Here is a 25,101-nt window from a genome sequence, read left to right on the forward strand (position 1 = left end):
CATAAAATTACAAAATGAACCTCTTGAAGGTTGCAATGTTACTCTCTCGCCGATATCTCGGTGGCAGGAACGCGATTCTGCATCGCGGCAAACAAGGTAACAGGAGGCGAAGATGGCTCTGGACACTGAAAACAGCATTGCAACCTATGATGCGCCCAAGAAAGATCTCTACGAAGTAGGTGAAATGCCTCCGATGGGGCATGTGCCAAAGCAGATGTATGCTTGGGCGATCCGCCGGGAGCGTCAGGGGGAACCTGATAAGGCGATGCTGCAGGAAGTTGTGGATGTGCCGACGCTGGACAGCCATGAAGTGCTGGTTCTGGTGATGGCCGCTGGTGTGAACTACAACGGCGTCTGGGCAGGTCTTGGCGTGCCGGTTTCCATGTTCGATGTGCACAAGCAGCCTTATCACATTGCCGGTTCTGATGCCTCTGGCATCGTTTGGGCCGTGGGTGACAAGGTGAAACGCTGGAAAGTGGGTGACGAAGTTGTGATCCACTGCAACCAGGATGACGGTGACGATGAGCACTGCAACGGTGGCGATCCGATGTATTCCGACAGCCAGCGCATCTGGGGTTATGAGACACCGGACGGGTCTTTCTCGCAGTTCACCCGCGTGCAGGCACAGCAGCTGATGCCGCGTCCCAAGCACCTGAGCTGGGAGGAGAGCGCGTGCTACACGCTGACGCTGGCGACCGCCTACCGCATGCTGTTTGGCCATGAGCCACATGACCTGAAGCCGGGCCAGAACGTTCTGGTTTGGGGCGCGTCCGGTGGTCTGGGCTCTTATGCGATCCAGTTGATCAACACCGCCGGTGCCAATGCGATTGGTGTGATTTCTGACGAAACCAAGCGGGACTTTGTGATGGAGCTGGGCGCCAAGGGCGTTCTGAACCGCAAAGACTTCAACTGCTGGGGTCAGCTGCCCACCGTGAACACCCCGGAATATGCGGAGTGGTTCAAAGAGGCGCGTAAGTTCGGCAAAGCCATCTGGGACATCACCGGCAAGGGCGTGAACGTTGACATGGTGTTTGAACACCCCGGCGAAAGCACCTTCCCTGTCTCCACCTTTGTGGTGAAAAAGGGCGGTATGGTTGTGATCTGCGCGGGCACATCCGGCTTCAACTGTACCTTTGATGTGCGCTACATGTGGATGCACCAGAAGCGTCTGCAGGGCAGCCACTTTGCGCACCTCAAGCAGGCTTCTGCGGCGAACCAGTTGATGGTGGAGCGTCGTCTGGATCCTTGCATGTCCGAAGTGTTCCCATGGGCCGAGCTGCCGGAAGCGCATATGAAAATGCTGCGCAATGAGCACAAGCCGGGCAACATGTCGGTTCTGGTGCAGGCACCAAAAACCGGCCTGCGCACGCTGGAAGACGTGCTTGAGGCCGGCAAGTAACCGGCACGGATTGGTCTGACGGGTTTCCCCGTTTTCCTCCAGCCCTCGGAGCCGCAAGGCTTCGGGGGTTTTTCTGTTTCGGATCCTGAGTGTCGATCGGGGTAGATGCGGTTTTGGGTTTCTTAAGGCCTGCGTTGTAGGCCGTGAGGGATTAAAAAGCGGAGATACCTGATGAAATTGACCAGCATGATGGCCGCAGTGGCCCTTTCAGTGAGCACTTGGGGGAGCGCACAGGCGGAGACCATCACTTTTGCGGCGGGGGAATGGGCACCCTACATCGGCGCGGAACTCCCAAACAATGGCCTGCATTCTGAGCGTGTGCGAGAGGTGATGAAGGCGGCGGGCTATGACATTGCGCTGGAATATATGCCCTGGAAACGCTCTTTTGAGCTGACCAAGAAAGGCGATTATGTCGCCACGTTCTCCTGGTCGCGCACAGACGAGCGTCTGGCGGATTTCCACTATCCTGAAGTGGCCGTAGATGATCAGACGGATGTGATTTTCTACAGCAAAAGCAAATATCCCGATGGGCTGAATGTGGCCTCTATTGATGACATTCAGGCGCAGGGGCTCTCGGTGATCGGCTACTCCGGCTATTGGTATGAGGCCGAGTATAATAAGCGCGGTATGGAGATGCGTACGGTGACCACGCCAGAAAGCGCTTGGAAACTGTTGAACTCTGGCCGGGTGGATGTGCTGATTGAAAACCGGGTTGTCGGGGAGCTTTCCGTGCAGGAAGTGCTGGGTGATGCGGCAGGTGATATTGCCGTGGCCGCTGAGGTGCGTGCAGCGCCGGTCTATGTGTTGTTTTCAAAGGCCCACCCCGACGGGGCGGCGATGCGCGATGCCTGGGATGCGCATGCGAAGTAAGACGCAGATCTGCATTTGAATACGCCCCCGCGCCAGTGATGGTTGCGGGGGTTTTTTATTGGAAAAGATGAAGAATTTTGCGAGCCTCTTTGGGGACATGGAGTGTTTGAGATGTCTGAGACGGATGATGATTTGCGGCGAGAGTTGCTGCGGCTGCTTGAAGGGCTGGAGCTCTATCGCAATTGGCGCCTTTCTGGACTGCGTGCGGCCAAGGGGGAGGTGACACAGGAGGATCTCGATCTGATTGTGATGCCTGCGGCAGTCTTCAGGGACGTATTTGAGCGCTCCAAAGGGGCTGCGCGGCGGGCTGTGCTCAAAGAGGTGCAGAGCTGGTATGCCCATACAGCAAGCGATTTGCAGCAGTGGCGCGTCTCTGGCGGGCTTTACACAGGTGGCGATGTTGAGGCGTTTCTGAAGGCTTTTCGGGAAACACAGGGTTGCAGCTTCTGGGAGGAAAGCGGGTATCTGAAAAAGCTGGCGCGGAAGGTGTTGCGGCGTGGCTACATTGCACGGGAGCAGGAGTTCTATGCGCTGCGGGAATTGGACATGGATCTGTCGCAATCGGTTTTGACAGAGGCGGAGATGGGGCAGGTGCGGGCGCTTTTGACGGCTTATGAAGCGCAGCAGGAGGCGGGCTGAGGCGCGCAGGGAAGGTGCGCAGTGAATGCGCACCCTACGGGGGAGTGGTGTGACCGTGCCGAGGGGCCGAGATGCGCGATGCGTGGGATGCGCATGTGACGATCTGCATATGAACACGCCCCCGTGCCCGCTATGGTTGCGGTTTTTTTGTTTGTAGGGGCGCATAAACCTAAAATGGGGCATGTCGCATCATCAATCCGAGGTATTCAAAGTGGATCAATCGTTGACAGCACAAGAAAGAGTTTTGACGGTGGCCTTGGCAACGTGGCTGCGTGAAGAAATGGTCAACAGCTTATCGAATCCTGAGTTGGGATTTGATCCGGACACTTTGTATGATATCGGGCAAAGTAACTACGAGTGGGGATGTGATGCTCTTTCTGCAATCGGCGTGCTTGAATTTGTCGAGCTGTGCATATGGCGGATTAAGTGTCCGTTAGGCGCAGATATTATTCTTCCTGAGACGGTCGGTCGCGAACACCTCGATCAATTGTTGGATGCGCTCGTAAAACAAGCCCCATATGTTTCTGAACTCTCTCGCTTCTATGAACCTGTAGCTCCTAAAACAGAGACACTTTTGGTTTTGTGTGAGGCTTTGTGCGATTGCGGCTATATGGAGCGCTTTTGTAAAGGAAAGTATGAATGGCACGACCGGTTTGGACCTTGGATGGTTTGGAATGGGGAATGGGATTTGCTTGAATTCGAACCTGCGCCAAAAACCGAAGTGGAAGCCGTTCTTGCGTCTCTGCCAGATTGGCTTGTGAATGAGTTGTCTGACATTAAGTGCAAGCGCCCGGGTGCATTCCAGCGCACTTATTTTCAGCATTGGGTTTCTAACGAGTGGCAGGAAAACATATCTAGGTACAGGACGTTCCCCAGCGATGACATGGACTTGCCATTGGTCGCCGGATTGTACGAACAGATCCAAGAAAAATAGTTATCCGGTTTTTGTTTCTGAGGCATTGCAATGCGGGCAGCGCCCGACGTCGGGTGGGCGATGTTTGTTTCGAATTGCCGGGTGATCTGCCAAATTCACGGGCCTGTATGGCGGTCGAGACATTGCAAAGTTGCGCTCCTTGCGGGGAAGGTGCGCAGTGAATGCGCACCCTACTGGGGATCGGTGTGACCGGGCCGAGGAGGGGGCGAGGCCCCGGTTCACGACCGGGGCGGGGGGAGGGCAGAATGCGACTGGTGCCTTGGGGGTGCGCCCTGTAGGGTCGCGCCATGAGCAGTACCTCCATCACATTCAGCCACGATCAGGCCGAGGCCTTTGACAATATCTCCCTCCTACTCAAGGGGCTGGGGGTGGATCTGGAGCAGAGCCTTCTGACCCCGCCCGTGGAAGGCAAACAGGCCATTGCAGCGGTGACGGGGAAGGCTGGGTCTGGCAAGACCATGCTTTTGTCCGAACTTGTGAAGACGCTGCAAGAGGCGGGCGTAGAGATTGTCTCGGGCGATTATGAGGGCAAAAAGAAGAAGGATCAGCGCACGCTGGCCATTCTGGCCCCCACCAATAAGGCTGCGAGCGTGCTGCGGATGCGTGGTGTGCCTGCAACCACGATTCACCGCATCATTTATACGCCGGTTTATGACCCGGAATATGAGAAGATTGCCGAGTGGCTGGCCGAAAATGGCGCGCGACCGGAGATTGAAGGGCTGACCGATGAGGCGCTGGACCGGGCGCTGGAGTTTTACAAGCTGCATAAATCCATTCCAGGCGCTCTGGCGGCTGCGGGGCTGCGGGGCAGTGATTTCATCACTGGCTGGAAGCGGCGGGATGATCCGCTGGACATTGGCTTTATTGATGAAAGCTCGATGCTGGATGACAAGCAGTTTGATGATTTGAAAGACATTTTCAGCACGCTTGTGCTGTTTGGGGATCCGGCGCAGTTGGCCCCTGTGAACCAGTCGGGCGCGATGGTGTTTGATAAGCTGCCAGCCCCTGCGGTTTACAATCTGGAGCGCATTCACCGGCAGGAGGCGGACAATCCGATTTTGGATCTGGCCCATGCGCTGGCGGATCCGCAGCTGGGGTTTCAGGATTTTGAGCGCATGGTGGAGGAGACCGCCCGGCGCGATGATCGGGTGCAATATGCCCAGCGGGTGGAGGTGGATCTGATGGCGCGCTCGCCGGTTCTGGTGTGGCGCAATGCGACGCGGATCCGGCTGATCCATGCCTTCCGCCATGTGCATGATGCGCCCGAAGACGCGCTGCTTGAGGGGGAGCCGCTGATCTGTGATGGGATTGAGCTGCCGATGAAACATCGCAAGAAGCGGTTGGATCTGGAGGCGCGGGGGCTCATCAAAGGGGCGCAGGTGATCTACCTTGGCCCCGGGCGCAAGCCGGGGTTTTCGCGGTTGCATGTGATGGGGGCGGAAGACCCGCGCGTGTCTGCGGCCTCGATTGTGAAGATTGAGGCGCCGGAGGAAGAAGAGCCGTTTATTCCTTTTGCCGCGCGCATGGGGGCGACGTTTCTGCATGGGGCGGCGGTGACCATTCACAAGGCACAGGGGAGCCAGTGGAAGGATGTGCAGGTGTTTGCGCCCGATCTTTATGTGGCGGCACGGATGAACCGGCAGGAGGCGGGCCAGCCGTTGTGGAAGCGACTGGCCTATGTGGCCATCACCCGGGCCAGTGAGCGGCTGCATTGGGTTGTGCGCAATCGTTTGGCCAAACCCACGGGGCCTTTGGTGGTGGATGATCTGATCGCGGCGCCCGCCCCGTTGACGTTGCAGGCGCAGGAGGAGAGCGCATGAGCATGAAGAGTATTCTTGTGACCGGCGCAAGCCAGGGCATTGGCAAAGCCACCGCAGAAGCGTTTTTGCAAGCGGGCTGGCGTGTGGGGGTGCTGGCGCGCAGTGCGGATAAGCTTGCGGCGCTGGCCGAGACATATGAGCACGCCATCGCCTTGGAAGCGGATGTGACGGATGCTGCGCAGATGGAGCGCGCCTTTGACCACTTTGTGGCGCAAAGCGGGCGGTTGGATGCCTTGTTTAACAATGCGGGGATTTTTGGCCCTGCCGGGAGCATTGATGACGTTGATCTGAGCGGGTTTGACCAGGTGCTGAATGTGAATGTGCGCGGCATGTTCATTGCGGCGCAGCTGGCCTTTGCGCAGATGCGACGGCAGGATCCACAGGGGGGGCGGATCATCAACAATGGCTCTCTGGCGGCGCATGTGCCGCGCGAAGGGGCGGTGTGTTACACGCTGAGCAAACATGCGATCACGGGGCTGACGCGGTCTCTGTCACTGGATGGGCGGGCGTTTGACATTGCCTGTGGGCAGATCGACATCGGCAATGCGGCCACCGACATGGTGTCTGATCTGAACGCGCGGTTGGTGGCGGAGGGCAAAGAGCCCAACCCCACCATGGATGTGCAGGACGCTGCACAATCGGTGCTGCATATGGCAGCGCTGCCGCTGTCGGCCAATGTGCAGTTCATGACGGTGATGGCGACTAAGATGCCTTTCATCGGGCGGGGCTGAGGGAGACACTTCTGAACCAACGCAAGCATGTGACTGCAAGAAAGAGAGCGCTAATAAGATGCAGAGCGATATTTTAGTCAGGGATGCTATGGCCGACGATTACGATAAATGGCGGCCATTGTGGGACCAGTACAATGCGTTCTACGGCAGGTCCGGGGACACCGCGCTCTCAGAGCAAATCGTTCAGTCTACTTGGTCGCGTTTCCTTGATCCGGATGAGCCAGTGCATTGTTTGCTCGCTGAATGCGACGGTGAGATTGTCGGCTTGGCCCACTTTGTTTTTCATCGAAACACCATCACCATTGAAAACACCTGTTATTTACAAGACCTTTTTTCAACGCCGGTGATGCGCGGCAAGGGCGTTGGCCGAAAGCTCATATTAAGCTTCTACGACAGGGCACAGCAAGCGGGCACAGTAGGCGTGTATTGGCACACGCAGTCGACCAACCACACCGCAATGCGGCTCTACGATCAGGTTGCGACAAACACGGAGTTTGTTGTGTATCGGCAATCCCTGCGCAACACTTGAGAGATATTGGGGAGTGTCGCCCCAAGGCGTGCTTGGTTGGTGTAGCTTCCATCGTGGCATAGATGGATCCTTGCGTGAGCCCGCACGCTTCAAGAGGTTATGGATTGCTTTCTAATTCCAGCTTCGGGTTACCTCCCCTCCACGAAAAACCCCCGACCGGGGAAGGTCGGGGGCCAAAGGTTTGGTGCTGAAAAGCGCTTATGGAAAAGGTCTTTGGTCGTCAGAATAATTTGGCGTAGTCAGAATATTTTGGTCAGTTGCCGCACGACGCGGGGGGCACCGCGCGACATGGGTAATGGGGTCTTTAGCCGATCAACCCGCCATCGCTGCGACGGATTGCGAAGACGCCGGAGCGCGGAACGGAGGTGCCGCCATCCGGGAAGTGCGAATTGCCTTTTTCACCGGGGTGCTGAATGCCCACAAACATGGTGCGGCGATCCGGAGACCAGCAGACACCGGTGACTTCACATTCTTTGGGCCCCACCAGAAAGCGGCGAATTTCACCGGTCACTGTATCCCCTGCGAGCATCTGATTGTTGCCCATGCCCGCAAAATCTCCTTCATCAGAATACTTCCCGTCGGTCTGGATCCACAACAGGCCAGTGCTGTCAAAGGCCATGCCATCCGGGGCATTGAACATATTTCCGGCATTGATGTTCTCGCTGCCTGCATATGCGTCACTGTGGATATCGGGATTCCCGGCAAGCGCGTAGAGGTTCCAGCTAAACCCGTTAGAGCTGTGATCGTCTTCATCTGGCATCCAGCGGGCGATTTGACCGTAATGGTTTTCCACGCGGGGATTGGGGCCATTGACGGAGGTGTCATCGCCACCGGCGTTTGGTTTTTTGCCCCGGTTTTTATTATTGGTGAGCGCCACATAGGCCTCTGCCTTGGTGGGGTTCACGGCGACCCATTCGGGGCGATCCATTGTGGTGGCGCCGACGGCGGAGGCGGCCTGACGGGTGTGGATGCGGATTTCTGCATCTGACATGCCGGTGGTTTCCGGCGTCAGCGCCAGCCATTCCCCGCGCATGTCATCGTGGAATTTGGCCACAAAGAGATCGCCATTTTCCAGCAGATCGGCATTGCTCCCGCCGGCTGTGTAGGTGCCATGGGAGACAAACCGATAGAGGAATTCCCCACGTTCATCATCGCCAAGATAGACCACGGCTTTGCCATTGGGGGCGAGGACAACTGCGGCGTTTTCATGTTTGAAGCGACCGAGGGCGGTGCGTTTTTTCGGGGTGGATGTGGGATCAAACGGGTCGATTTCCACAATATATCCTGCACGGTTTGGCTCATTGGGGGTCTGCGCCACATCAAAGCGCGGGTCGATCTTGGCCCAGCCATAGCCCCAGTCCTTGGCGGAGACACCATAGCGTTTCAGCTCAGCGGAGACTTCATGGTTCTCGTCGTCGGCAGAGAAATAGCCGTTGAAGTTTTCTTCGCAGGTCAAATAGGTGCCCCAGGGGGTCTCCCCATTGCCGCAGTTGTTCCAGGTGCCTTTGCTCTTGCGCCCGGAGGGATCATCGGCGGTTTTTAGCAGGTCATGGCCTGCGGCGGGGCCGGTGAGATCCATCTCGGTTTGGGGCGTGATGCGGCGGTTGAGATCGCTGTCGATCACCACTTGCCACTGGCCCTGATCATCGCGGGCCACTTCAAAGAGAGAAACCCCATGGGCCATCATGCCTTTGGCGATGTCATCCTCAGAGACCCATTTGCCGTCCGGATTGTTGCCCCAGAGGATTTTGCGGTTGGTGTATTCATTGTTGATCGCCATGACGGTGCGCCCGTCTTTGGTAAAGATCGACATGCCGTCGTTATTGTCGCCAAAGGCGCGGGCCTGACTGGCGGCGGTGCCGCGGCTGGCTTCGTCAAAGGCGGGGGTGTCAGAGAAGAGCGGATCGCCCCAGGTGATCAGTGGCTGCCATTCAAAGCCGTCAGGCAGGGTGATGGTATCCTCTGTGTTGGCCGCCACCTGTGCAAAGCCGAAGCGATCTGCCGGTGCGGCCATGCCCTGGCGGCTGAGCAGGGTGGTGCCCGCCAGAAAGCTGCCCAGACCAAACGTCATCACCCCGCCAAGAAACCCGCGCCGGGACAGGGCCTGATCGACCACACGGTCAAAATCGGTCTCCACCGCGCGGGGGGAGATCACCTCGTCAATCTCATCAAAGGAGAGATCCTCGATCTGGGGTTTTGTGTGCGTGTCTTGAGGCATTCCTGGCTCCTAAGGCTTGGAGGGGCCCAGAGACGTCCCCGAGCAGGCCCTGAGAAGGTTGGGGGGGCGCTGCAGGGGCCTGGGCCGGTTGCGTTAAGGAAATATTAGGAAGCCGGTGAATCAGACAGATGACAAGAGGATTTCAATTTTGTGACGGGGCGGAGGTGCCGATGCTTTGGATCTGGGCAAGAGGCCGGGCTCTGATGCCGCCCGCGCCCCCTTGGGGGCGCTGGGCCCAACATCTGGCAGAGGCCCCTTTGGGGGCTCGAAGATGGCGGGAGCTCTGCGTGGTTTATGCTCTGCGCTGCGGTCAGGGGTGTTCTGATAAAAGGTTTTGGACGGAGAGCGGACGGCTGTACATCTGCAGGCTGCCATCGCTGTGGCGGGGCCATTCGGCCGGGTCGCGGTCTCGGTAGAGTTCCACGCCATTGCCGTCCGGGTCGTTGAAATACACCGCTTCCGAAACCCCGTGATCAGAGGCCCCCAACACGGGGTAGCCTGCCGCCAGCACCCGTTTGACCGCCGTGGCCAGATCTGCGCGGCTGGGATAGAGGATCGCGGTATGAAACAGCCCGGTGTGGCCTTCCGGGGCAGGGATACCATCTTTGGAGCGCCAGGTGTTGAGCCCGATGTGGTGATGATAGCCATCAGCCCCTAAAAAGGCCGCCTCTGTGCCAAGGCGGGTTTGCACTTCAAAGCCGAGCACATCTCCGTAAAAGGCAATCGCGCGGTCCAGATCGGCGACCTTCAGGTGGACATGCCCGATACGGGCGGAGGGGGCGTAGGGCGCGGTCATGGTTGGCTCCTGATTGTTGCGATGATCCGTAATGTTAGGGGCCTTGGGGCATTGCGAAACCCTCAGGAGCGCGCGGCGGCTGTGCGGGAGCGCGCATTGGCTCCCCCAACGTCGCCTGTGTCGCAGGATTGCAATGATACGGGCGCTCTGGCTTTCTGCTGTCAGGGGCCGCGGCAATCGGGGCGCGTTGGTGAGGAGAGCGGATGTGATTAAGAGTTTGAAGTATGTGGCGCTGGGCTTTGCAGCCCTCGTGGGGGCGGGGTTTGCGGCCAGTTTTTTGTGGCCGCAGAAGACGGCGGAGGTGATGCTCAAAGGCTTTGTGGCATCCGCAGGCCTGTCGCGCCATGTGGTGGAGACCCCTTTGGGGCCGGTGCATTATCTACAGGGCGGGGAGGGTGAAACCGTGGTGTTTCTGCATGGTATCTTTGCCCTTAAAGAGCATTGGGTGGATATGTCCCGGCAGATTTCCGGCAGCCATCGCGTGATCTTGCTGGATTTGCCGGGCTTTGGGGAAAATCCGCGTCTGTCACCAGAAGCCTATGATCTGAACCAGCAGACCAAGAATGTGCAGATGGTGCTGGATGCGATTGGGGTGGAGCGGTTTCATGTGGCGGCCAACTCCATGGGCGCGCATATGGCGATGGTGATGGCGCAGCAGGCACCGGAGCGGGTGCAAAGCGTTGCGCTGATTGGCAGTCCGATCAATGTGGCCGCACCAGAACTGAGCGATATGCAGAAAGCCATTGAGGCCGGGCAGGCCCCTTTGGTGGTGACCTCACAGGAGGGCTATGAGGCGCGGATGGCATGGCTGTTCCCTGATAAACCGCCGTATTTGCCCAAACCCATCATGGACAAATGGCTGGCCGAAGAGGTGGCGCATGCAGAGATCAATCGAGAAATCTGGCAGGCGGTGGGCCGGTCAGAGGTGCCAAACCTGGAAGAGATGGCCCCGGATGTTTCCCAGCCTGTTCTGATCCTCTGGTGTCAGCAGGACCGGATTTTTCACCCCTCCGGGGCTGCCGTTCTGGCGCAGGCCTTGCCTGACAGCACTGTGATCATGCCGGAGGGCTGTGGCCATCTGCCGATGCTGGATCGCAAACGCGCCAGTGGCAAGGAGTATGCAGAGTTCTTGAAGGCCCTGTGACCAGAACAAAAAGCCCCGCCGGATTGGCGGGGCTTTCTTATCTGGGCTGAAAGGCGCAGTTAAGCGCCGACCATACCGACAATCTCGTAGGTTTTTTTCAGGATCGGTGCCGCGATCTCGCGGGCCTGATTTGCGCCATGGGCGAGAATTTTGTCGATCTCATCCTGATGCTGCATGAGGCGCGCCATTTCGGTGGAAATCGGCGCGAGTTTTGCCACAGCCAGATCGGCCAGCATGGGCTTGAATTCGGAGAACTGCTTGCCACCGACCTCTGCGAGTACCTGCGCCACAGTCTGCTCTGACAGGCCCGCGTAGATGTTGACCAGATTGCGTGCCTCTGGGCGATCCTCAAGGCCGTCTTTCTCAGAGGGCAGGGCCTCTGGATCGGTTTTGGCTTTGCGGATTTTCTTGGCAATGGCGTCTGCGTCATCGGTCAGGTTGATGCGGGAGGCATCAGAGGGGTCAGACTTGGACATTTTCTTAGTGCCATCGCGGAAGGACATCACGCGGGTGGCCGCGCCCTCAATCACCGGTTCGGTGATGGGGAAGAAGTCCACGCCATAGTCATGGTTGAACTTGATGGCGATGTCGCGGGTCAGCTCAAGGTGCTGTTTCTGGTCCTCGCCCACGGGCACGTGGGTGGCGTGGTAGACCAGAATATCCGCTGCCATCAGAGCCGGGTAGGCAAACAGACCCAGCGAAGCATTCTGAGAATTCTTACCAGCTTTGTCTTTCCATTGGGTCATGCGCTGCATCCAGCCCATGCGGGCGACACAGTTGAAGATCCACGCCAGCTGCGCGTGTTCGGCAACCTGGCTTTGGTTGAACAGGATCGATTTTGCAGGATCGATGCCCGCCGCAATGAAACCGGCGCAGAGCTCACGGGTGTTGGCCGCCAATGTGGCAGGCTCAAGGAATTTTGCGGTGATCGCGTGCTGATCGACCATGCAGTAGACGGTCTCATGAGAGCCTGCGTCCTGCATATCGACAAAGCGCTTCATGGCGCCGAGGTAATTGCCCAGCGTCAGGCCACCCGAGGGTTGAATCCCGGAAAAGACGCGTGGGGTAAATGTGGAGGACGTTTGGACCGCCTCTGTCATTGGAAATACTCCGTCTGGATTTGTTAACGCGCTTGGCTTACCTACGGGGCCAAACCCCGTCAAGGAGCGCAGGCATGTCCCACCCCGATGATCAAAGTCCCGTGAACCCGTTGCCCCCGGTGGTGACGGCGCTTTTCCTGTTACTGGCGGGGGTGGAAGCGGCTTTGTGGCTGGGATCCCAAGGGATTGTGGGCGGGCCCACATCCGTGGGCTGGCGGCTCGAAGCGATCCAGCGCTATGCGTTTTCCGCAGATATTTTTGACTGGATGGTTGCGACTGGCCAATGGCCGATGGAGCATGTGATCCGTTTTGTCAGCTATCTGTTTGTGCATGGAAATTTCACCCATGCGCTGTTTGGCGGTGTGCTGTTGCTGGCGATGGGGAAAATGGTGGGAGAGGTCTTCTCCGGTGCGGCCACTTTGGCGATTTTTCTGTGCTCGGGTGCCGTGGGTGCGCTGGGCTATGCGGTTGTTTTGAACAGCGCTGTACCGCTTTTGGGGAGCTATCCCGGGGTCTATGGGCTGATCGGGGCCTTCACCTTCCTGCTGTGGACACGGCTTGGGGCCGTAGGAGCCCCGCAGGCGCGGGCGTTTTCGCTGATTGGTATGCTGGTGGGCATTCAGCTTCTGTTTGGTCTGATTTTTGGGGGGAACCCGGATTGGGTGGCCGATGTGATCGGTTTTGGCACCGGGTTTTGTCTGTCTTTTGCCCTGACACCGGGCGGATGGCAGCGGATCCGCGAAAAGATCCGCCGCCAGTAGTGTTGTCAAATCGGCTTAGGCGGCGCTTGCAGCGCCGTCTTCTGTTTTGGACAGATCGCGTACAGCAAAGGCCAGTGCGATGGCGCTGATGCCGTTGGACAGCAGTTCCACCGCCAGTAAAACACCCAGCAGCACCGCGGCAGATTGTGGGAAGTTGCTCAGTACCATCACGCCCAAGACAATGGAGACCACAGCGGAGAGCAGCATTGCCAGACGTGCGGTGCCTTTGAAGTTAAACAGGCCGAAGCTCGCCTTGAAGACGCCAGATACCAGAAACAGAATGCCGGAGACCAAGGTCAGCGACAGCAGGCCCTGAAGCGGTTCCGCCACAATGTGCACGCCGATGATCATGGCCAGCAGGCCGATCAGAACGCCGGCGATTTTGGCCCCAGTCGAGGCGGATCCAAAGGCGGCGAAAATCTGAAAGCCGCCCATGAAGATAAAGCTCCATCCCACAAACAAGGTGGCGGTGACGGAGGCGGCGAAAGGGTTCGCCAAGGCGATGAGCCCCAAAATCAAGGCAAGAATGCCCACAACCAAAAGTACTATCCAATTACGCATTTTGCTCTCCTAGAGATACAGGTGTGAGGTCACTAAAACCCGTTTAGGCAGTGAAGCAACCGTTTTTTATGTGGTGTCAGGATCAAGTCCCATGAATGTTCCTCGCTGGTGGGGGAACACGAGAGGGTCTTGAACCTATGGCTTGCTGCGGCGGGCTGCGGCTTTCAGATCGGCAGGGTCAAAGGCTCCAATCAATCGGCCTGTGCCAAAATAGACTGCCATGCCGAAGCTGATCAATGCCAAGAGCGCCAAATAGCGCCAGCCGGGGGTGCCAAACCATGGGATCAGCACAACCCACGCGCTCCAGACCGCGCCGCCCATCACCGCAGCGGCGATGCAGATGCGCCACAGACGGCGGCGCAGGCGGGCGTCAAACTTGGCGGTGTCGCCAAACTGACGGGCGCCAATGGCCAGTTGCAGCACCATCAGCCAGGCCGAGGTGGTGGCGGCAACCGCCGGAGCCATCCAGCCGATCAGGGGCTGCAGACCAAAGGCGAGGCCCGCGTTGACCAGCATGGCCCAGACCGCGTAGCGGAAGGGGCGTTTGGTGTCTTCGCGGGCGAAGTACAGGGGCTGTAGCAGCTTTTGCAGCACAAAGGCGGGCAGCCCTATCGCGTAGATTGCCAGCGCCACGGCAATCGCTGCGCTGTCATCGCCGCTTGTGGCACCGCGTTCAAACAGCACGGAGACCAGGGGCAGGGGGATGACCAGAAAAGCCACAGCGGCGGGGGTGGGGAGGAACATGGAGAATTCCCCGGCGCGGGAAAAGGCATAGCGCGCGCCTTCGGCATCGCCCGCTTTCAGGCGGCGGGACAGATCGGGCAGCAGCACAATGCCCACGGCGATACCAATTACGCCCAGTGGCAATTGATAGAGCCGGTCAGCCGCATAAAGCCAACTGACCGCGCCGGGGGTGGCGGAGGCCACGATCTGTCCGACCACAAGGTTGATCTGTGAGACGCCGCTGGCAAAGGCGGCGGGCAGGGCGATGCGCACCATCTGGCGCATCTCTGGCGAGAGGCGCGGGGCTTTGAGACGAATGCGCAGGCCCGTGGCGCGGGTGGCGCTCCAGACCAGCAGCAGCTGTGCAATCCCTGCCACGGGCACCGTCCAGACCAGCCAGAGGACCACATCGCCGCCCACGGCATGGCCAATCAGCAGGGCGGGGATGATCAGGATGTTGAGCAGCACCGGCGCGGCGGCGGCGGCGGCAAAGCGGCCGGTGGCATTGAGCACGCCCGAGAAAAGCGCGGCCAGCGACATGAAGAAAATATACGGGAAGACAATGCGGCCAAAGCCTACCGTCAGATCAAACCGTTCGTCTGCGGCAAAGCCCTCGGCGGTGAGCCAGACCAGCGCAGGCATGAAGATCATGCCAAGTGCTGTGAGCAGGACCACGGCGGTGGACAGCAGGCTGAGCGCGTCGCTGGCAAAGCCTTCGGGGTTTTCATCGCCCTCCAGCCGCTTGGAAAACATGGGCACGAAGGCGGCGTTGAACGCCCCTTCGGCAAAGAGGCGGCGGAACATATTGGGCAGGCGGAAGGCGGCAACAAAGGCGTCCAGCACGGGGCCGGGGCCAATCAGGCTGAGCAGGAGGATTTCCCGGACAAAGCCAAGCACGCGGCTTGCCAATGTCCAGAACCCCACCGTGAGAAAGCCGCGCATCAGGCGGATGGGCTTCATGAATTGGCCCTTTCCGCACCCTGTTTGATGGCATCGCGCAGCTTCTTCTCCAGCGCGCGCTGTTTACTGTCAGCGTGGAATTTCAGGCCGAACATGTCCTTGACGTAGAACGTGTCGACCACCTGTTCGCCGAAGGTCGCGATCACGGCGGAGGCGATGTAGACATTGGAGCTTGCCAGCGCGCGGGTCAGATCATTGAGAAGGCCCGGACGGTCGCGGCTGTCGACCTCGATAATTGTATAAATTTCAGAGCCTTCGTTATCAAAGGTGATGGTGGTTGGCACGTTGAAGGCACGTTCGCGTTTTTTCAGAACATCGCGGGATTTGATGGCTTCGGTGGTCACAACCTCGCCCGCAAGCGTGCGTTCGATCATGGTGCGCAGGCGCGGCAGGCGGGACGCTTCATAGGGTTTGTCCTCACCATCCTGTACCCAGAAAGCGGCAGTGGCATAGCCATCTTTGGAGGTGAAGGTGCGGGCATCGACGATATTGGCTCCCACCAGCGCAAGCGCGCCGCACATGCGCGAGAAAATACCGGGGTGGTCGGCCATGGCAAAGCAGACGCGGGTGGCGTCGCGGTCATCGTCCGGGTGCAGGTCGATGCGGATTTCATCATCCGGAATATCACGCAGCAGCTCTGCAAAGACCTTGTGGGCGGTGATGTGTAGCCCCTGCCAGTAGGGTTCATAATGGCGCGCGGTCTCTTTTTTGAGATCCTTGGCGGGCCAGTCTGAGAGCTCCTCGCGCAGCAGTTTCTTGGCCTTGGTGCCGCGGTTTTCGCGGGTGATCGCCTCCATGCCGTCTTCCAGCACCAGCTTTGTCTGGCGATAGAGCGAGCGGATCAGCACGGCTTTCCAATTGTTCCAGGTGTTTGGCCCCACGCCCCGAATATCGCAGACCGTGAGCACGGTCAGCAGGTTGAGACGTTCTACAGTTTTCACGGCTTTGGCAAAGTCGCGCACGGTGCGGGGATCGGCGATGTCGCGTTTCTGCGCCATGTCCGACATCAGCAGGTGATAGCGCACAAGCCATTCCACCGTTTCGCTGTCCGCTTTGTTCAGACCCAGACGCGGCGCCACTTTGCGCGCAATCTGTGCGCCCAATACGGAATGGTCGATGTCGCGGCCCTTGCCAATGTCATGCAGCAGCATGGCCACCATCAGCACCTTGCGGTTGATGCCCTTCTTGAGGATCTCAGAGGACAGCGGCAGCTCTTCCTCCAGCTCTTCGCGTTCAATCTTGGCGTAGTTTGAAATCACCTGAATGGTGTGTTCGTCCACCGTGTAGGAGTGGTACATGTTGAACTGCATCATGGCGACGATGTGTTCAAATTCCGGGATGAAGGCTGCGAGCACGCCCAGCTCATTCATGCGGCGCAGGGCGCGTTTGGGGTTGCCGTGTTTGAGCAACAGATCCAGAAAGATGCGCTGTGCTTCGCGGTTTGCGCGGAACGTGTCATCAATCAGATGCAGGTTTGCGGTGACCAGACGCATGGCATCTGGGTGGATCAGCATGCCGGTGCGCAGGCCTTCCTCAAAAACGCGCAGCAGGTTGAGCGGGTTTTCCAGAAACGCCGCCTCATCGCTGACGTTCAAGCGATTGTGCGTGACCTTGTAGCCGGGTTTCATGCGCGGGCGGCGGCGGAAGATGCGATCCAGCAGAGGGGCCGCTTTGGCGTGGTCTGCTTCTAGTTTGGTGAGCAGGATGCGGGTCAGATCGCCCACCGATGTGGCGTGGCGGAAATAGTCCTGCATGAAATGTTCGACACCCCGGCGGCCGCCTTTGTCGGCATAGCCCATACGATCCGCTACTTCGATCTGCACATCAAAGGTGAGCTGTTCGACCGGGCGGCCTGCGATCAGGTGCAGGTGGCCGCGCACGGCCCAGAGGAAATCTTCGGCGGCAATGAAGCGTTCGAGTTCATCCTGATGCAGTACGCCCATGGCCACGAGTTCGGAGACATCGGAGACGTGATAGACATATTTGGCAATCCAGAAGAGGGATTGCAGATCGCGCAGGCCGCCTTTGCCCTCTTTGACGTTGGGCTCCACCACATAGCGTTGTCCCTGTTTCTGATGGCGGCTGTCACGTTCTCCGAGTTTGGCCTCGATGAACTCGCGCTCTGTGCCCTTAAACAGCTCCGCCTCAAGCCGTTTGTCGAGTTCTTCGGCGAGGGGGGCGTAGCCGCGCAGGAAACGGTTCTCCAGTAGGGCGGTGCGGATGGTGAAATCCTCACGTCCCAGGCGGATGCAGTCTTTCACAGTGCGGGAGCTGTGGCCGACCTTAAGGCGCAGGTCCCAGAGGATGTAGAGCATGGATTCAATCACGCTCTCTGCCCATGGCGTTATTTTATAGGGCGTCAGGAACAGCAGGTCGACATCGGACTGCGGGGCCATTTCTCCACGGCCATAGCCGCCAACAGCGAAGAGCGCGATCCGTTCTGCTTCGGTTGGTGTGGAGAGCGGGTAGAAGCGGCGGGTGGCAGCAAAAAACGCGCAGCTGACCAGGCAATCGGTCAACCATGTATAGGAGCGGGTCATGGCGCGTGCCGCGCGTGGGTTCTCCTGAAAGGCGCTGGCGATTTGAGCCATGGCGGCTTTGCGCTGGGCCAAAAGCAGCGTCACAAGCTCTTTGCGCAGCACGTTTTCCTTGCCGTCCTGCTTAAGAATTTCGGCAATGGCCTGTGCCACTTCGGCACGGTTGAAAATGTCATCTGCGGCGCAGATCAGCCCCGCTGTGGGCGGGGCTGGAAAGATGTCACCGGCTTTAGAAGCCAGCGCCTCCAAATCTCGTTGGGGCAGGGTCAATGATTACTACCTTCTTGTCGCGGATTGTGGCCACAGCCATACCGCGTTCATTCGTTCCGTCTGAGAGCAGGCGGAAGATGCCGTTCACACCTTGAAAGCCTGCGCCCTGTGTCAATGCGTTGGTGGTCAGAGCGTCCTTTTTGCCCGCTTTGACCAATGCGCCGATAGCGGCGATCCCGTCATAGGCCAGACCGCCAATGGGGTGTGGCAGGCCCCCATAGGTCTGAGCATAGCGGTTTTGAAACTGTTGCGTTAGGGCTGGATCAGGCATGGCGAACCAGCTGCCCTGTACGCCGGGCAGTTCCAATGTCTGCGCCGGGATGTCCCAGCGGGTCAGGCCCATATATTGGATGGTGTCAGGTCCAAGCCCCGATTCTGGCAACAGCTGTGTCAGCAAAGGCAGGGCGCCTGAGGTGTTGGAGGTGAAGAACAAGGCATCTGCGCCGCTCTGCTCGGCAGAGAGTTTGATCTGGCTAACGGCCGCAATCACGCCTTCTTGCGAGAACTGGTAGCCAACCGCACCGGCATTGTCTGCGCCTTTGGCTGCGATGGCCGCACCAATGGCCTGATTGCCAAGCTGGCCTGAGCTGTTTTCAGAATAGACCGACATGATGTTGGTTTTGTCATTGGCGCGCGCATAGGCCACCAGACGTTCCGCGGTGTTACCAAATGTGGGGCCAAGCACAAAGAGGTTACCGCCGGCAATGGTGGTGTTGTTGGAGAAGGACAGCACGTTCACATTACGAGCGGCGACTGCTGTAGCCGCAGCATTGGCGGCTTCGCCAAAGACCGGGCCGAGAATGATTTTTGCACCTTCATCCACCGCTTTGATCGCCGAAGCCTGTGCGGTGGCAGGATCGCCCGCCGTGGCATAGACGCGCAGATCAATCTGCACTCCATCCAGATCGGCAATCGCCAGCCGGGCGGCGTTTTCAAGGCTTTGGGCCAGAAGCGCGTCGCCTGCATTGTTGGAGCCCGCGGGCACCAGAAGCGCCACGGGCACGGGCGCGGATGTCGAAATGGTCTGGCCACTGTTGCCTGTTGGCAGATCACAGCTTGCCAGAGCCAGGGTGGTGGCCCCAAGGACCGCCCCTTTCACAAAGCGCCGGGCAGGTTTAAGAAAAGACAAAAGAGACAAAAGTTCCACTCCCGTTGGATTGCGCCTGTGATGGTAACGACGTGATTGTAACGACAAGTCAATGCCAGTCGCGTTGGCGCGGATAATAAACGAGTGGAAAGGCGGGTCCAGATATGAATTTTCAGAAAGTGAAATTACAGCCGGGATTATACTTTGTCGCCACACCTATCGGTACGGCACGTGATATCACATTGAGAGCATTGGACATTTTGGCGTCTGCGGATGTGATCGCTGCAGAAGATACCCGTTCGATGAAGAAATTGCTTGAAATTCACGGAGTGGCTTTGGAGGGGCGGCCTGTGCTGTCGTATCATGATCATTCCGGCGAGGGCGCGCGCGCCAAGCTTTTGGCGCATCTGGAGGCTGGTCGCAGTGTGGCCTATGCCTCTGAAGCAGGCACGCCGTTGATTGCGGATCCGGGCTATCACCTGTCTGTGGCGGCGGCAGAAGCTGGGCATCTTGTGACCAGTGCCCCCGGACCCAGTGCCATTATCACCGCCTTGTCGCTGGCGGGCTTACCTACAGATTCGTTTTTCTTTGCGGGGTTTTTGCCCAATGCCAAGAAAGCGCGCCAGAGCGCGCTGGAGGCCGTGCGGGACGTGCCGGGCACTTTGGTGTTTTACGAATCCCCCAAGCGGGTGGCGGCCATGGTGGCGGATGCGGCGGCTGTGCTGGGGGGCGCGCGCAAGGCAGCCGTGGCGCGCGAGTTGACCAAGAAGTTCGAAGAGGTGTTGCGCGGGACATTGGACGAGCTGACCCGCGATTTGCCGGAGCGGACGATCAAAGGGGAGATTGTGGTGCTGATTGACCGTCAGCGTGGCGAAGCGGCCAGTGAGGCCGATGTGGAAGCCGCCTTGAAAGAGGCTTTGGAGACATTGTCGGTGCGCGATGCCTCTGATGCGGTGGCCAAGGCCTATGGCATCAACAGGCGCAAAGTGTATCAATTGGCGTTGAAGCTGCAAAAGGCGGAGTAGGCCGCCTCAAAGCTGCGGTATTTGGTGTTTGGTGATGCGTAAACCGGGTAAGCGTGCACAGGGGCAGGGCAATTATCATGCCGGGCTTGCGGCAGAGGAGATCGTTCTGCGCCATTACATGGCGCAGGGGCTGACCCTTGCCGCACAACGCTGGCGCGGCCATGCTGGCGAGATTGATCTGATTTTGCACGCCGATGACGGGTTTGTCTTTGTTGAGGTCAAAAAGAGCCAGAGTTTTGCGACTGCTGCCGCACGGCTTTTGCCCAGACAGGTGGCACGTCTGCAGGCGGCGGCACAGGAATATGTTGCCGATGCGCCTTTGGGCTTGCTCACGCCAATGCGCTTTGATGTGGCCTTGGTGAATGGGCAGGGCGTGGTTCACATCCTTGAGAATGCGCTTTGGGAATAAGCCCCGCCCCATTGCAAGCGCGCATGGCATGGGCCATGTAGGTAGGGACTTTTATTCAGGGTGCGCACATGAAAATCGCCTTTCAAATGGATCCGATCACCTCGGTGGACATCAACGCCGATAGTTCCTTCCGGCTTGCCGAAGAGGCGCAGGCCCGTGGGCATGAGCTGTTTTACTATTCACCTGATCATCTGGCCTATGAAGAAGGTGAGATCACCGCGAAGGGCCACAGCATGGTGGTGCGTCGCGAACAGGGCAACCATGTGGATCTTGGCCCGCTGGAGCATGTGAGGCTCAAGGATTTTGATGTGGTCTGGCTGCGGCAGGATCCGCCGTTTGACATGCATTATATCACCAGCACGCATTTGCTGGATCGGCTGGCACCAGAGGTTCTGGTGGTGAATGATCCCTTCTGGGTGCGCAACTATCCGGAAAAACTGCTGGTGCTGGATTTCCCTGAGCTGACCCCACCCACCACGATTGCGCGGGATCTGGAGACCATCAAGGCCTTCAAAAAGAAGCACAGTGATGTGATCCTCAAGCCGCTTTACGGCAATGGCGGCGCGGGCGTGTTCCGGCTGGATGCCACGGATCGCAATTTGACCTCGCTGCATGAGCTGTTCACAGGGTTCAGCCGCGAGCCGTTGATTGTGCAGAAATTCCTGCCGGATGTGTCCAATGGGGACAAGCGGGTGATCTTGGTGAACGGTGAGGCCGTGGGCGCGATCAATCGCGTGCCCGCCAAGGGGGAGACTCGCTCCAACATGCATGTGGGGGGGCGCCCAGAGAAGGTGGGGCTGACCGAGCGGGATCTGGAAATCTGCGCCAAAATCGGGCCGTTGTTGCGTGAGAAAGGCCAGATCTTTGTCGGCATTGATGTGATTGGGGATTACCTCACGGAGATCAATGTGACTTCGCCGACCGGCATTCAGGAGCTGGAGCGGTTTGACGGGGTCAATATCGCGGAGAAAATCTGGGAAGCGATCGAAGCCAAACGTGCCGCGCTCTGAGTGGGGGGCCAACCTCTGCGGCAGGCGCGGGCAGGCTCAGCGTGCGCTGAGCCGGACCCAACGCCAAGCGGCGCCCTTGGGGCGCTGTCTTGGGGGCGGGAGGGCTACATGTCGTCGGTGGTGCTCAGGCGGAAGCTGATCGCTTCGGCCAGATGGGGGCGGAGGATCTCGGCGCTGTCACTCAGATCTGCGATGGTGCGTGCGACGCGCAACACCCGGTGATAGCCGCGCGCAGAAAGCCCAAAGCGGGTGGCCACCTGGGTCAGCAGGGCGCGACTGTCTTCGTCCAGCTCACAGATCTCTTCCAGCATCCGCCCTTGCATATCGGCATTGGCGCGTAGCGCACTGTCTGTGCCAAAGCGTTCTGTCTGGCGCAGGCGGGCCTTGGCCACGCGGGCCGCGACCTGCGCAGAGCTGTCGCCATCATTGGGCAGAGCGAGATCCTGATAGGCTACAGGGGGCACTTCTATGCGCAGATCGAGCCGGTCCAGCAAGGGGCCGGAGAGCCGCCCGAGATAGTCATTGCCACAGTCTGGCACGCGGGCGCAGGCCTGTGCAGGGTCAAACATATGGCCACAGCGACAGGGGTTGGCTGCGGCCACCAGCATGAATTTGCACGGGTAGGTCACATGGGCATTGGCGCGTGCGATCATCACATGTCCGGTCTCGATCGGCTGGCGCAGGGTTTCCAGCACCGGGCGTGCAAACTCCGGCAGTTCATCCATGAACAACACACCATTGTGGGCCAGAGAGATTTCGCCGGGGCTGGCGCGGCGGCCGCCGCCCACGATGGCGGCCATGGAGGCGGTGTGATGGGGTTCGCGAAAGGGGCGTGTGCGGGAGATGCCACCCTGATCCAGTAGTCCTGCGATAGAGTGGATCATGGAGGTTTCCAGCGCCTCGGCCGGGGTGAGCGGCGGCAGGATGGAGGGCAGGCGGGCGGCCAGCATGGATTTCCCAGAGCCGGGCGGGCCAACCATAAAGAGGTGATGACGCCCTGCGGCGGCAATTTCGAGTGCGCGTTTGGCGCGTTCCTGTCCTTTTACATCGCGCAGATCCTTGTGGTTTGGCGGGCTGAGCACTTCGCCGGGCTCAGAAGGGGGTAGCGGGGACTGGCCGGTATAATGGCGCACCACATCTGCCAGTGTGGCCGCACCGATCACTTGGGTTGCGGTGACCCAGGCGGCTTCGGGGCTGGACACACGCGGGCACAGCAGGCTGCGGTCTTCTTCTGCGGCGCTCATCGCGGCGGGCAGGGTGCCTGTCACCCCCACCAGAGAGCCATCCAGCGACAGCTCGCCCAGACTGACGGTGCTTTCGGAGGCGTCTTCGGGAATGATGCCAATCGCCGCCAGCAGGGCCATGGCGATGGGCAGGTCAAAATGGCTGCCTTCTTTGGGCAGATCGGCGGGGGAGAGATTGATGGTGATGCGTTTGGAGGGCAGGGCAATGGCCATGGCGGCCAGAGCAGAGCGTACACGGTCGCGCGCTTCGGAAACGGCTTTGTCCGGCAGGCCCACAATTGAGAAGGCGGGCAGGCCGGGTGTGAGCGCGCATTGCACCTCAACCTGATGGGCCTCAACCCCTTCAAAGGCCACCGTATAGGCGCGTGCGACCATGGCAAAACCCCGCCAGAAACATGCTTAACAAACGTTAACCATGATGGCGGGGGGAGGTTAGCGAAAGGTTAATACGCGTTAGAGCAGGGCCATGAAGGCGGGCCAGGCTTCGGGATCTGCCACGGTTTTGTCGCGGCAGAAGGCATTGCACATGCCAAAGATCCGTCCGTCGATTTCCATCAGATGGGTGACCGGTTTGCCGGAATAGGGGCAGAGCGTGTTTTCTGGCGTGCCGCTGTTCACGGCTTTGGCAGTGCGGGGTTTTGGGCCGGGCCAGTCATGTGTTTGGAAGTCTTTTGCATACCACGGCAGGGTGGCCCCATGCACCATGCCCATGGTGCGCCAGCGGCGGAAGGCCGGATCTGCCAGATGGGACTGCACGTAAGCCTGCGCGGTGGGGCCGACGGGAAGGTTGTAGCCTGCGATCCGCGCCGCCACTGGAGCATAGAAGGCATCGGCAACGCTATAGGGGCCGCAGAGCCAAGGGCCATGCTCTTGCGCATCTGTGACGCCACGTGCGTGTTCCCAAATAACTTCAAGGCGTTGCAGGTCTTGCTTCACCGCGTCAGAGGGGGCGGTGTCCGTATAAGAAAGGCGCAGGTTCATGGGGCATTCGCTGCGCAGGGCCATAAAGCCCGAATGCATTTCGGCCGCAAGGTTGCGGGCCGTGGCGCGCGCGATTGGGGCCTGTGGCCAGAGGCCTGCATCTGGATGGCGGCTGGCCAACTCTTCTGCGATGGCGAGGCTGTCTGACAACAGCGCGCCCTCTGGTGTGAGCACTGCGGGCACCGTGCGCGCGGGGGCAATTTTGGCCAGTTGTGCGCCGACGGAGCTGTCGGCAAAGTCCACCATTGTGGTGCTGCGGGAAATGCCGAATTTTTCAAACAAAAGCCAGCCGCGTAGCGACCAGGAGGAATAGGCGTAATCGCCGAGATACAAATCATAGGTCATGCCAGCACTATAGCATGCGCACAATCATCACCATATCGAATTTATTTGATAGAATTGATCACAAAATGTGATTTATTGTCTGTGTGCTCCAGCCGGTGTCGTGCCGTGTGAGGGAGGTCAGTGACAGGTTGTCGATGCGGTGGCCAAAGACTTCTTCCGTAGTCAGGCGTTCTGCACGCTGGATTTGGGTCAGGATCACTCCAAAGTGCACCACAACGATCAGTTTGCCACCGCGGTGGGTGTCAATCAAGCGGTCCATGGCCGCATCCACGCGCTGGGCGACCTCATTCCAACTTTCGCCATTGGGCGGGCGCACATCTCCGGGGGTTTCCCAATAGGCGCGAATGCGCTCTGGATCCTCAGCTTCGATCTCTTTGAAGCTGCGCAGCTCCCAGTCGCCAAAGTTGATCTCGCGCAGGTGAGGGTCATGAGGCAGGCGCAGACGGTTGCCTTGAATGGCATCTGCGGTGGCTACGCAGCGTTGCAGATCAGAGCTGATCACCAGACCGTCTTGTGGCAAGTGGTCAGACAGGCGCGCGAGCGCGGCGGTGTCGGACAGATCGGCGGGCAGATCGGACCAGCCAACCATGGTTTTGGCATGGGTCGGGCCGTGACGCACGAGATGGATTTCTGTCATGGCAATTGTCCTTTCAAAACCATCGGCAGGCCAGCGACCACAAGCACCGCAAGTTCGGCCTGCGCGGCGAGCGCCTGATTGAGGGTGCCTTGCAGGTTTCGGAACCGCCGGGCAAGGGCATTTTCCGGCACCACGTCGAGCCCCACTTCGTTTGAGACCACAACCACCCGTGCCGGGCAGGCGGCCAGCGCGGCCAGCAGATGCGCCTGTTCCGTGGCCAGATCGGTTTCAGCAAACATCTGATTGGACAACCACATGGTGGCACAATCCAGAAGCACCACCGCATCGGCGGGCAGATCTGCAAGCGTATCGGCTGCGCTCAGGGGGGCCTCGATGGTGTGCCAGTCCGGGCCGCGCTGGACCTTGTGTTT

At 59.1% G+C, this 25,101-nt stretch carries 23 protein-coding genes; 12 read left to right on the forward strand and 11 right to left on the reverse strand.

The window, feature by feature from the left end; genetic code table 11:
- Positions 1 to 112: 112 nt before the first annotated feature.
- From ccrA to SHM7688_RS18640, 7 genes are all read left to right on the forward strand, one after another.
- Positions 113 to 1,399, forward strand: coding sequence for a crotonyl-CoA carboxylase/reductase (ccrA, locus tag SHM7688_RS18610; protein ID WP_058241444.1), 1,287 nt, complete (start codon positions 113 to 115; stop codon positions 1,397 to 1,399).
- Positions 1,400 to 1,570: 171 nt separating this feature from the next.
- Positions 1,571 to 2,269, forward strand: a complete 699-nt coding sequence (locus SHM7688_RS18615) for a substrate-binding periplasmic protein (protein WP_058241445.1) — start codon at positions 1,571 to 1,573, stop codon at positions 2,267 to 2,269.
- 111 nt (positions 2,270 to 2,380) lie between these two features.
- A complete protein-coding gene (locus tag SHM7688_RS18620; protein WP_144432632.1) occupies positions 2,381 to 2,908 on the forward strand; it encodes a hypothetical protein in 528 nt (175 codons plus the stop codon).
- A 211-nt stretch (positions 2,909 to 3,119) separates the two neighbouring features.
- Positions 3,120 to 3,842: a hypothetical protein gene (locus tag SHM7688_RS18625; protein WP_188128112.1), complete on the forward strand. Its 723-nt coding sequence runs from the start codon at positions 3,120 to 3,122 to the stop codon at positions 3,840 to 3,842.
- Between the two features lie 287 nt (positions 3,843 to 4,129).
- On the forward strand, positions 4,130 to 5,662 hold the full coding sequence (locus tag SHM7688_RS18630; protein ID WP_058241448.1) for an ATP-dependent DNA helicase: 1,533 nt from the start codon (positions 4,130 to 4,132) through the stop codon (positions 5,660 to 5,662).
- A 2-nt stretch (positions 5,663 to 5,664) separates the two neighbouring features.
- The gene (locus SHM7688_RS18635; protein ID WP_058241572.1) at positions 5,665 to 6,393 is read left to right on the forward strand and encodes an SDR family oxidoreductase; all 729 of its coding nucleotides are present in this window, start codon (positions 5,665 to 5,667) and stop codon (positions 6,391 to 6,393) included.
- A 58-nt stretch (positions 6,394 to 6,451) separates the two neighbouring features.
- On the forward strand, positions 6,452 to 6,922 hold the full coding sequence (locus tag SHM7688_RS18640) for a GNAT family N-acetyltransferase (RefSeq protein WP_058241449.1): 471 nt from the start codon (positions 6,452 to 6,454) through the stop codon (positions 6,920 to 6,922).
- Positions 6,923 to 7,226: 304 nt separating this feature from the next.
- Here the strand turns inward: SHM7688_RS18640 and SHM7688_RS18645 are convergent, their stop codons facing one another.
- Positions 7,227 to 9,140: a PhoX family protein gene (locus tag SHM7688_RS18645; protein ID WP_058241450.1), complete on the reverse strand. Its 1,914-nt coding sequence runs from the start codon at positions 9,138 to 9,140 to the stop codon at positions 7,227 to 7,229.
- A gap of 310 nt (positions 9,141 to 9,450) precedes the next feature.
- A complete protein-coding gene (locus SHM7688_RS18650; RefSeq protein WP_058241451.1) occupies positions 9,451 to 9,936 on the reverse strand; it encodes a VOC family protein in 486 nt (161 codons plus the stop codon).
- Positions 9,937 to 10,141: 205 nt separating this feature from the next.
- On the opposite strand from SHM7688_RS18650, the gene SHM7688_RS18655 reads away from it, so the two are divergent.
- Positions 10,142 to 11,080 (forward strand): alpha/beta fold hydrolase, encoded by a 939-nt coding sequence (locus SHM7688_RS18655; RefSeq protein WP_158500714.1) that lies wholly within the window; start codon positions 10,142 to 10,144, stop codon positions 11,078 to 11,080.
- Between the two features lie 59 nt (positions 11,081 to 11,139).
- On the opposite strand, the gene trpS is transcribed toward SHM7688_RS18655, so the two are convergent.
- Positions 11,140 to 12,180, reverse strand: a complete 1,041-nt coding sequence (trpS, locus tag SHM7688_RS18660; RefSeq protein WP_058241453.1) for a tryptophan--tRNA ligase — start codon at positions 12,178 to 12,180, stop codon at positions 11,140 to 11,142.
- Positions 12,181 to 12,254: 74 nt separating this feature from the next.
- Between trpS and SHM7688_RS18665 the strand changes: the two genes are divergently transcribed.
- Positions 12,255 to 12,941: a rhomboid family intramembrane serine protease gene (locus SHM7688_RS18665; protein ID WP_058241454.1), complete on the forward strand. Its 687-nt coding sequence runs from the start codon at positions 12,255 to 12,257 to the stop codon at positions 12,939 to 12,941.
- Between the two features lie 15 nt (positions 12,942 to 12,956).
- On the opposite strand, the gene SHM7688_RS18670 is transcribed toward SHM7688_RS18665, so the two are convergent.
- The 4 genes from SHM7688_RS18670 to SHM7688_RS18685 form a co-directional block, all read right to left on the reverse strand.
- Positions 12,957 to 13,502, reverse strand: a complete 546-nt coding sequence (locus tag SHM7688_RS18670) for an HdeD family acid-resistance protein (protein ID WP_083499114.1) — start codon at positions 13,500 to 13,502, stop codon at positions 12,957 to 12,959.
- 135 nt (positions 13,503 to 13,637) lie between these two features.
- Entirely contained in the window at positions 13,638 to 15,185 is a 1,548-nt protein-coding gene (gene murJ, locus SHM7688_RS18675) for a murein biosynthesis integral membrane protein MurJ (protein WP_058241456.1), read from the reverse strand.
- Positions 15,182 to 17,992 carry a [protein-PII] uridylyltransferase gene (locus tag SHM7688_RS18680; protein WP_058241457.1) on the reverse strand — a complete coding sequence of 937 codons (2,811 nt, stop codon included), beginning with the start codon at positions 17,990 to 17,992 and terminating at the stop codon, positions 15,182 to 15,184. Before SHM7688_RS18680 ends, murJ begins: the two co-directional genes overlap by 4 nt.
- Positions 17,952 to 19,130 carry a penicillin-binding protein activator gene (locus tag SHM7688_RS18685; protein WP_370733656.1) on the reverse strand — a complete coding sequence of 393 codons (1,179 nt, stop codon included), beginning with the start codon at positions 19,128 to 19,130 and terminating at the stop codon, positions 17,952 to 17,954. Before SHM7688_RS18685 ends, SHM7688_RS18680 begins: the two co-directional genes overlap by 41 nt.
- A 113-nt stretch (positions 19,131 to 19,243) precedes the next feature.
- Here SHM7688_RS18685 and rsmI point away from each other — a divergent pair, with 113 nt between their 5' ends.
- The 3 genes from rsmI to gshB all read left to right on the forward strand — a co-directional run bounded on the left by rsmI (position 19,244) and on the right by gshB (position 21,523).
- Positions 19,244 to 20,104, forward strand: coding sequence for a 16S rRNA (cytidine(1402)-2'-O)-methyltransferase (gene rsmI / locus SHM7688_RS18690; protein WP_058241458.1), 861 nt, complete (start codon positions 19,244 to 19,246; stop codon positions 20,102 to 20,104).
- Positions 20,105 to 20,138: 34 nt separating this feature from the next.
- Positions 20,139 to 20,513 (forward strand): YraN family protein, encoded by a 375-nt coding sequence (locus SHM7688_RS18695; RefSeq protein WP_058241459.1) that lies wholly within the window; start codon positions 20,139 to 20,141, stop codon positions 20,511 to 20,513.
- 68 nt (positions 20,514 to 20,581) lie between these two features.
- A complete protein-coding gene (gene gshB / locus SHM7688_RS18700; protein WP_058241460.1) occupies positions 20,582 to 21,523 on the forward strand; it encodes a glutathione synthase in 942 nt (313 codons plus the stop codon).
- A gap of 104 nt (positions 21,524 to 21,627) precedes the next feature.
- On the opposite strand, the gene SHM7688_RS18705 is transcribed toward gshB, so the two are convergent.
- From SHM7688_RS18705 to SHM7688_RS18720, 4 genes are all read right to left on the reverse strand, one after another.
- Entirely contained in the window at positions 21,628 to 23,142 is a 1,515-nt protein-coding gene (locus SHM7688_RS18705) for a YifB family Mg chelatase-like AAA ATPase (protein ID WP_058241461.1), read from the reverse strand.
- 78 nt (positions 23,143 to 23,220) lie between these two features.
- Positions 23,221 to 24,093: a glutathione S-transferase gene (locus SHM7688_RS18710; protein WP_058241462.1), complete on the reverse strand. Its 873-nt coding sequence runs from the start codon at positions 24,091 to 24,093 to the stop codon at positions 23,221 to 23,223.
- Between the two features lie 58 nt (positions 24,094 to 24,151).
- A complete protein-coding gene (locus SHM7688_RS18715; RefSeq protein ID WP_058241463.1) occupies positions 24,152 to 24,730 on the reverse strand; it encodes a histidine phosphatase family protein in 579 nt (192 codons plus the stop codon).
- On the reverse strand, positions 24,727 to 25,101 hold a 375-nt coding region (locus SHM7688_RS18720; protein ID WP_083499115.1), incomplete at its 5' end, for a bifunctional adenosylcobinamide kinase/adenosylcobinamide-phosphate guanylyltransferase. The genes SHM7688_RS18720 and SHM7688_RS18715, both read right to left, overlap by 4 nt.

It is taken from the genome of Shimia marina (assembly GCF_001458175.1).
GTDB lineage: Bacteria > Pseudomonadota > Alphaproteobacteria > Rhodobacterales > Rhodobacteraceae > Shimia > Shimia marina.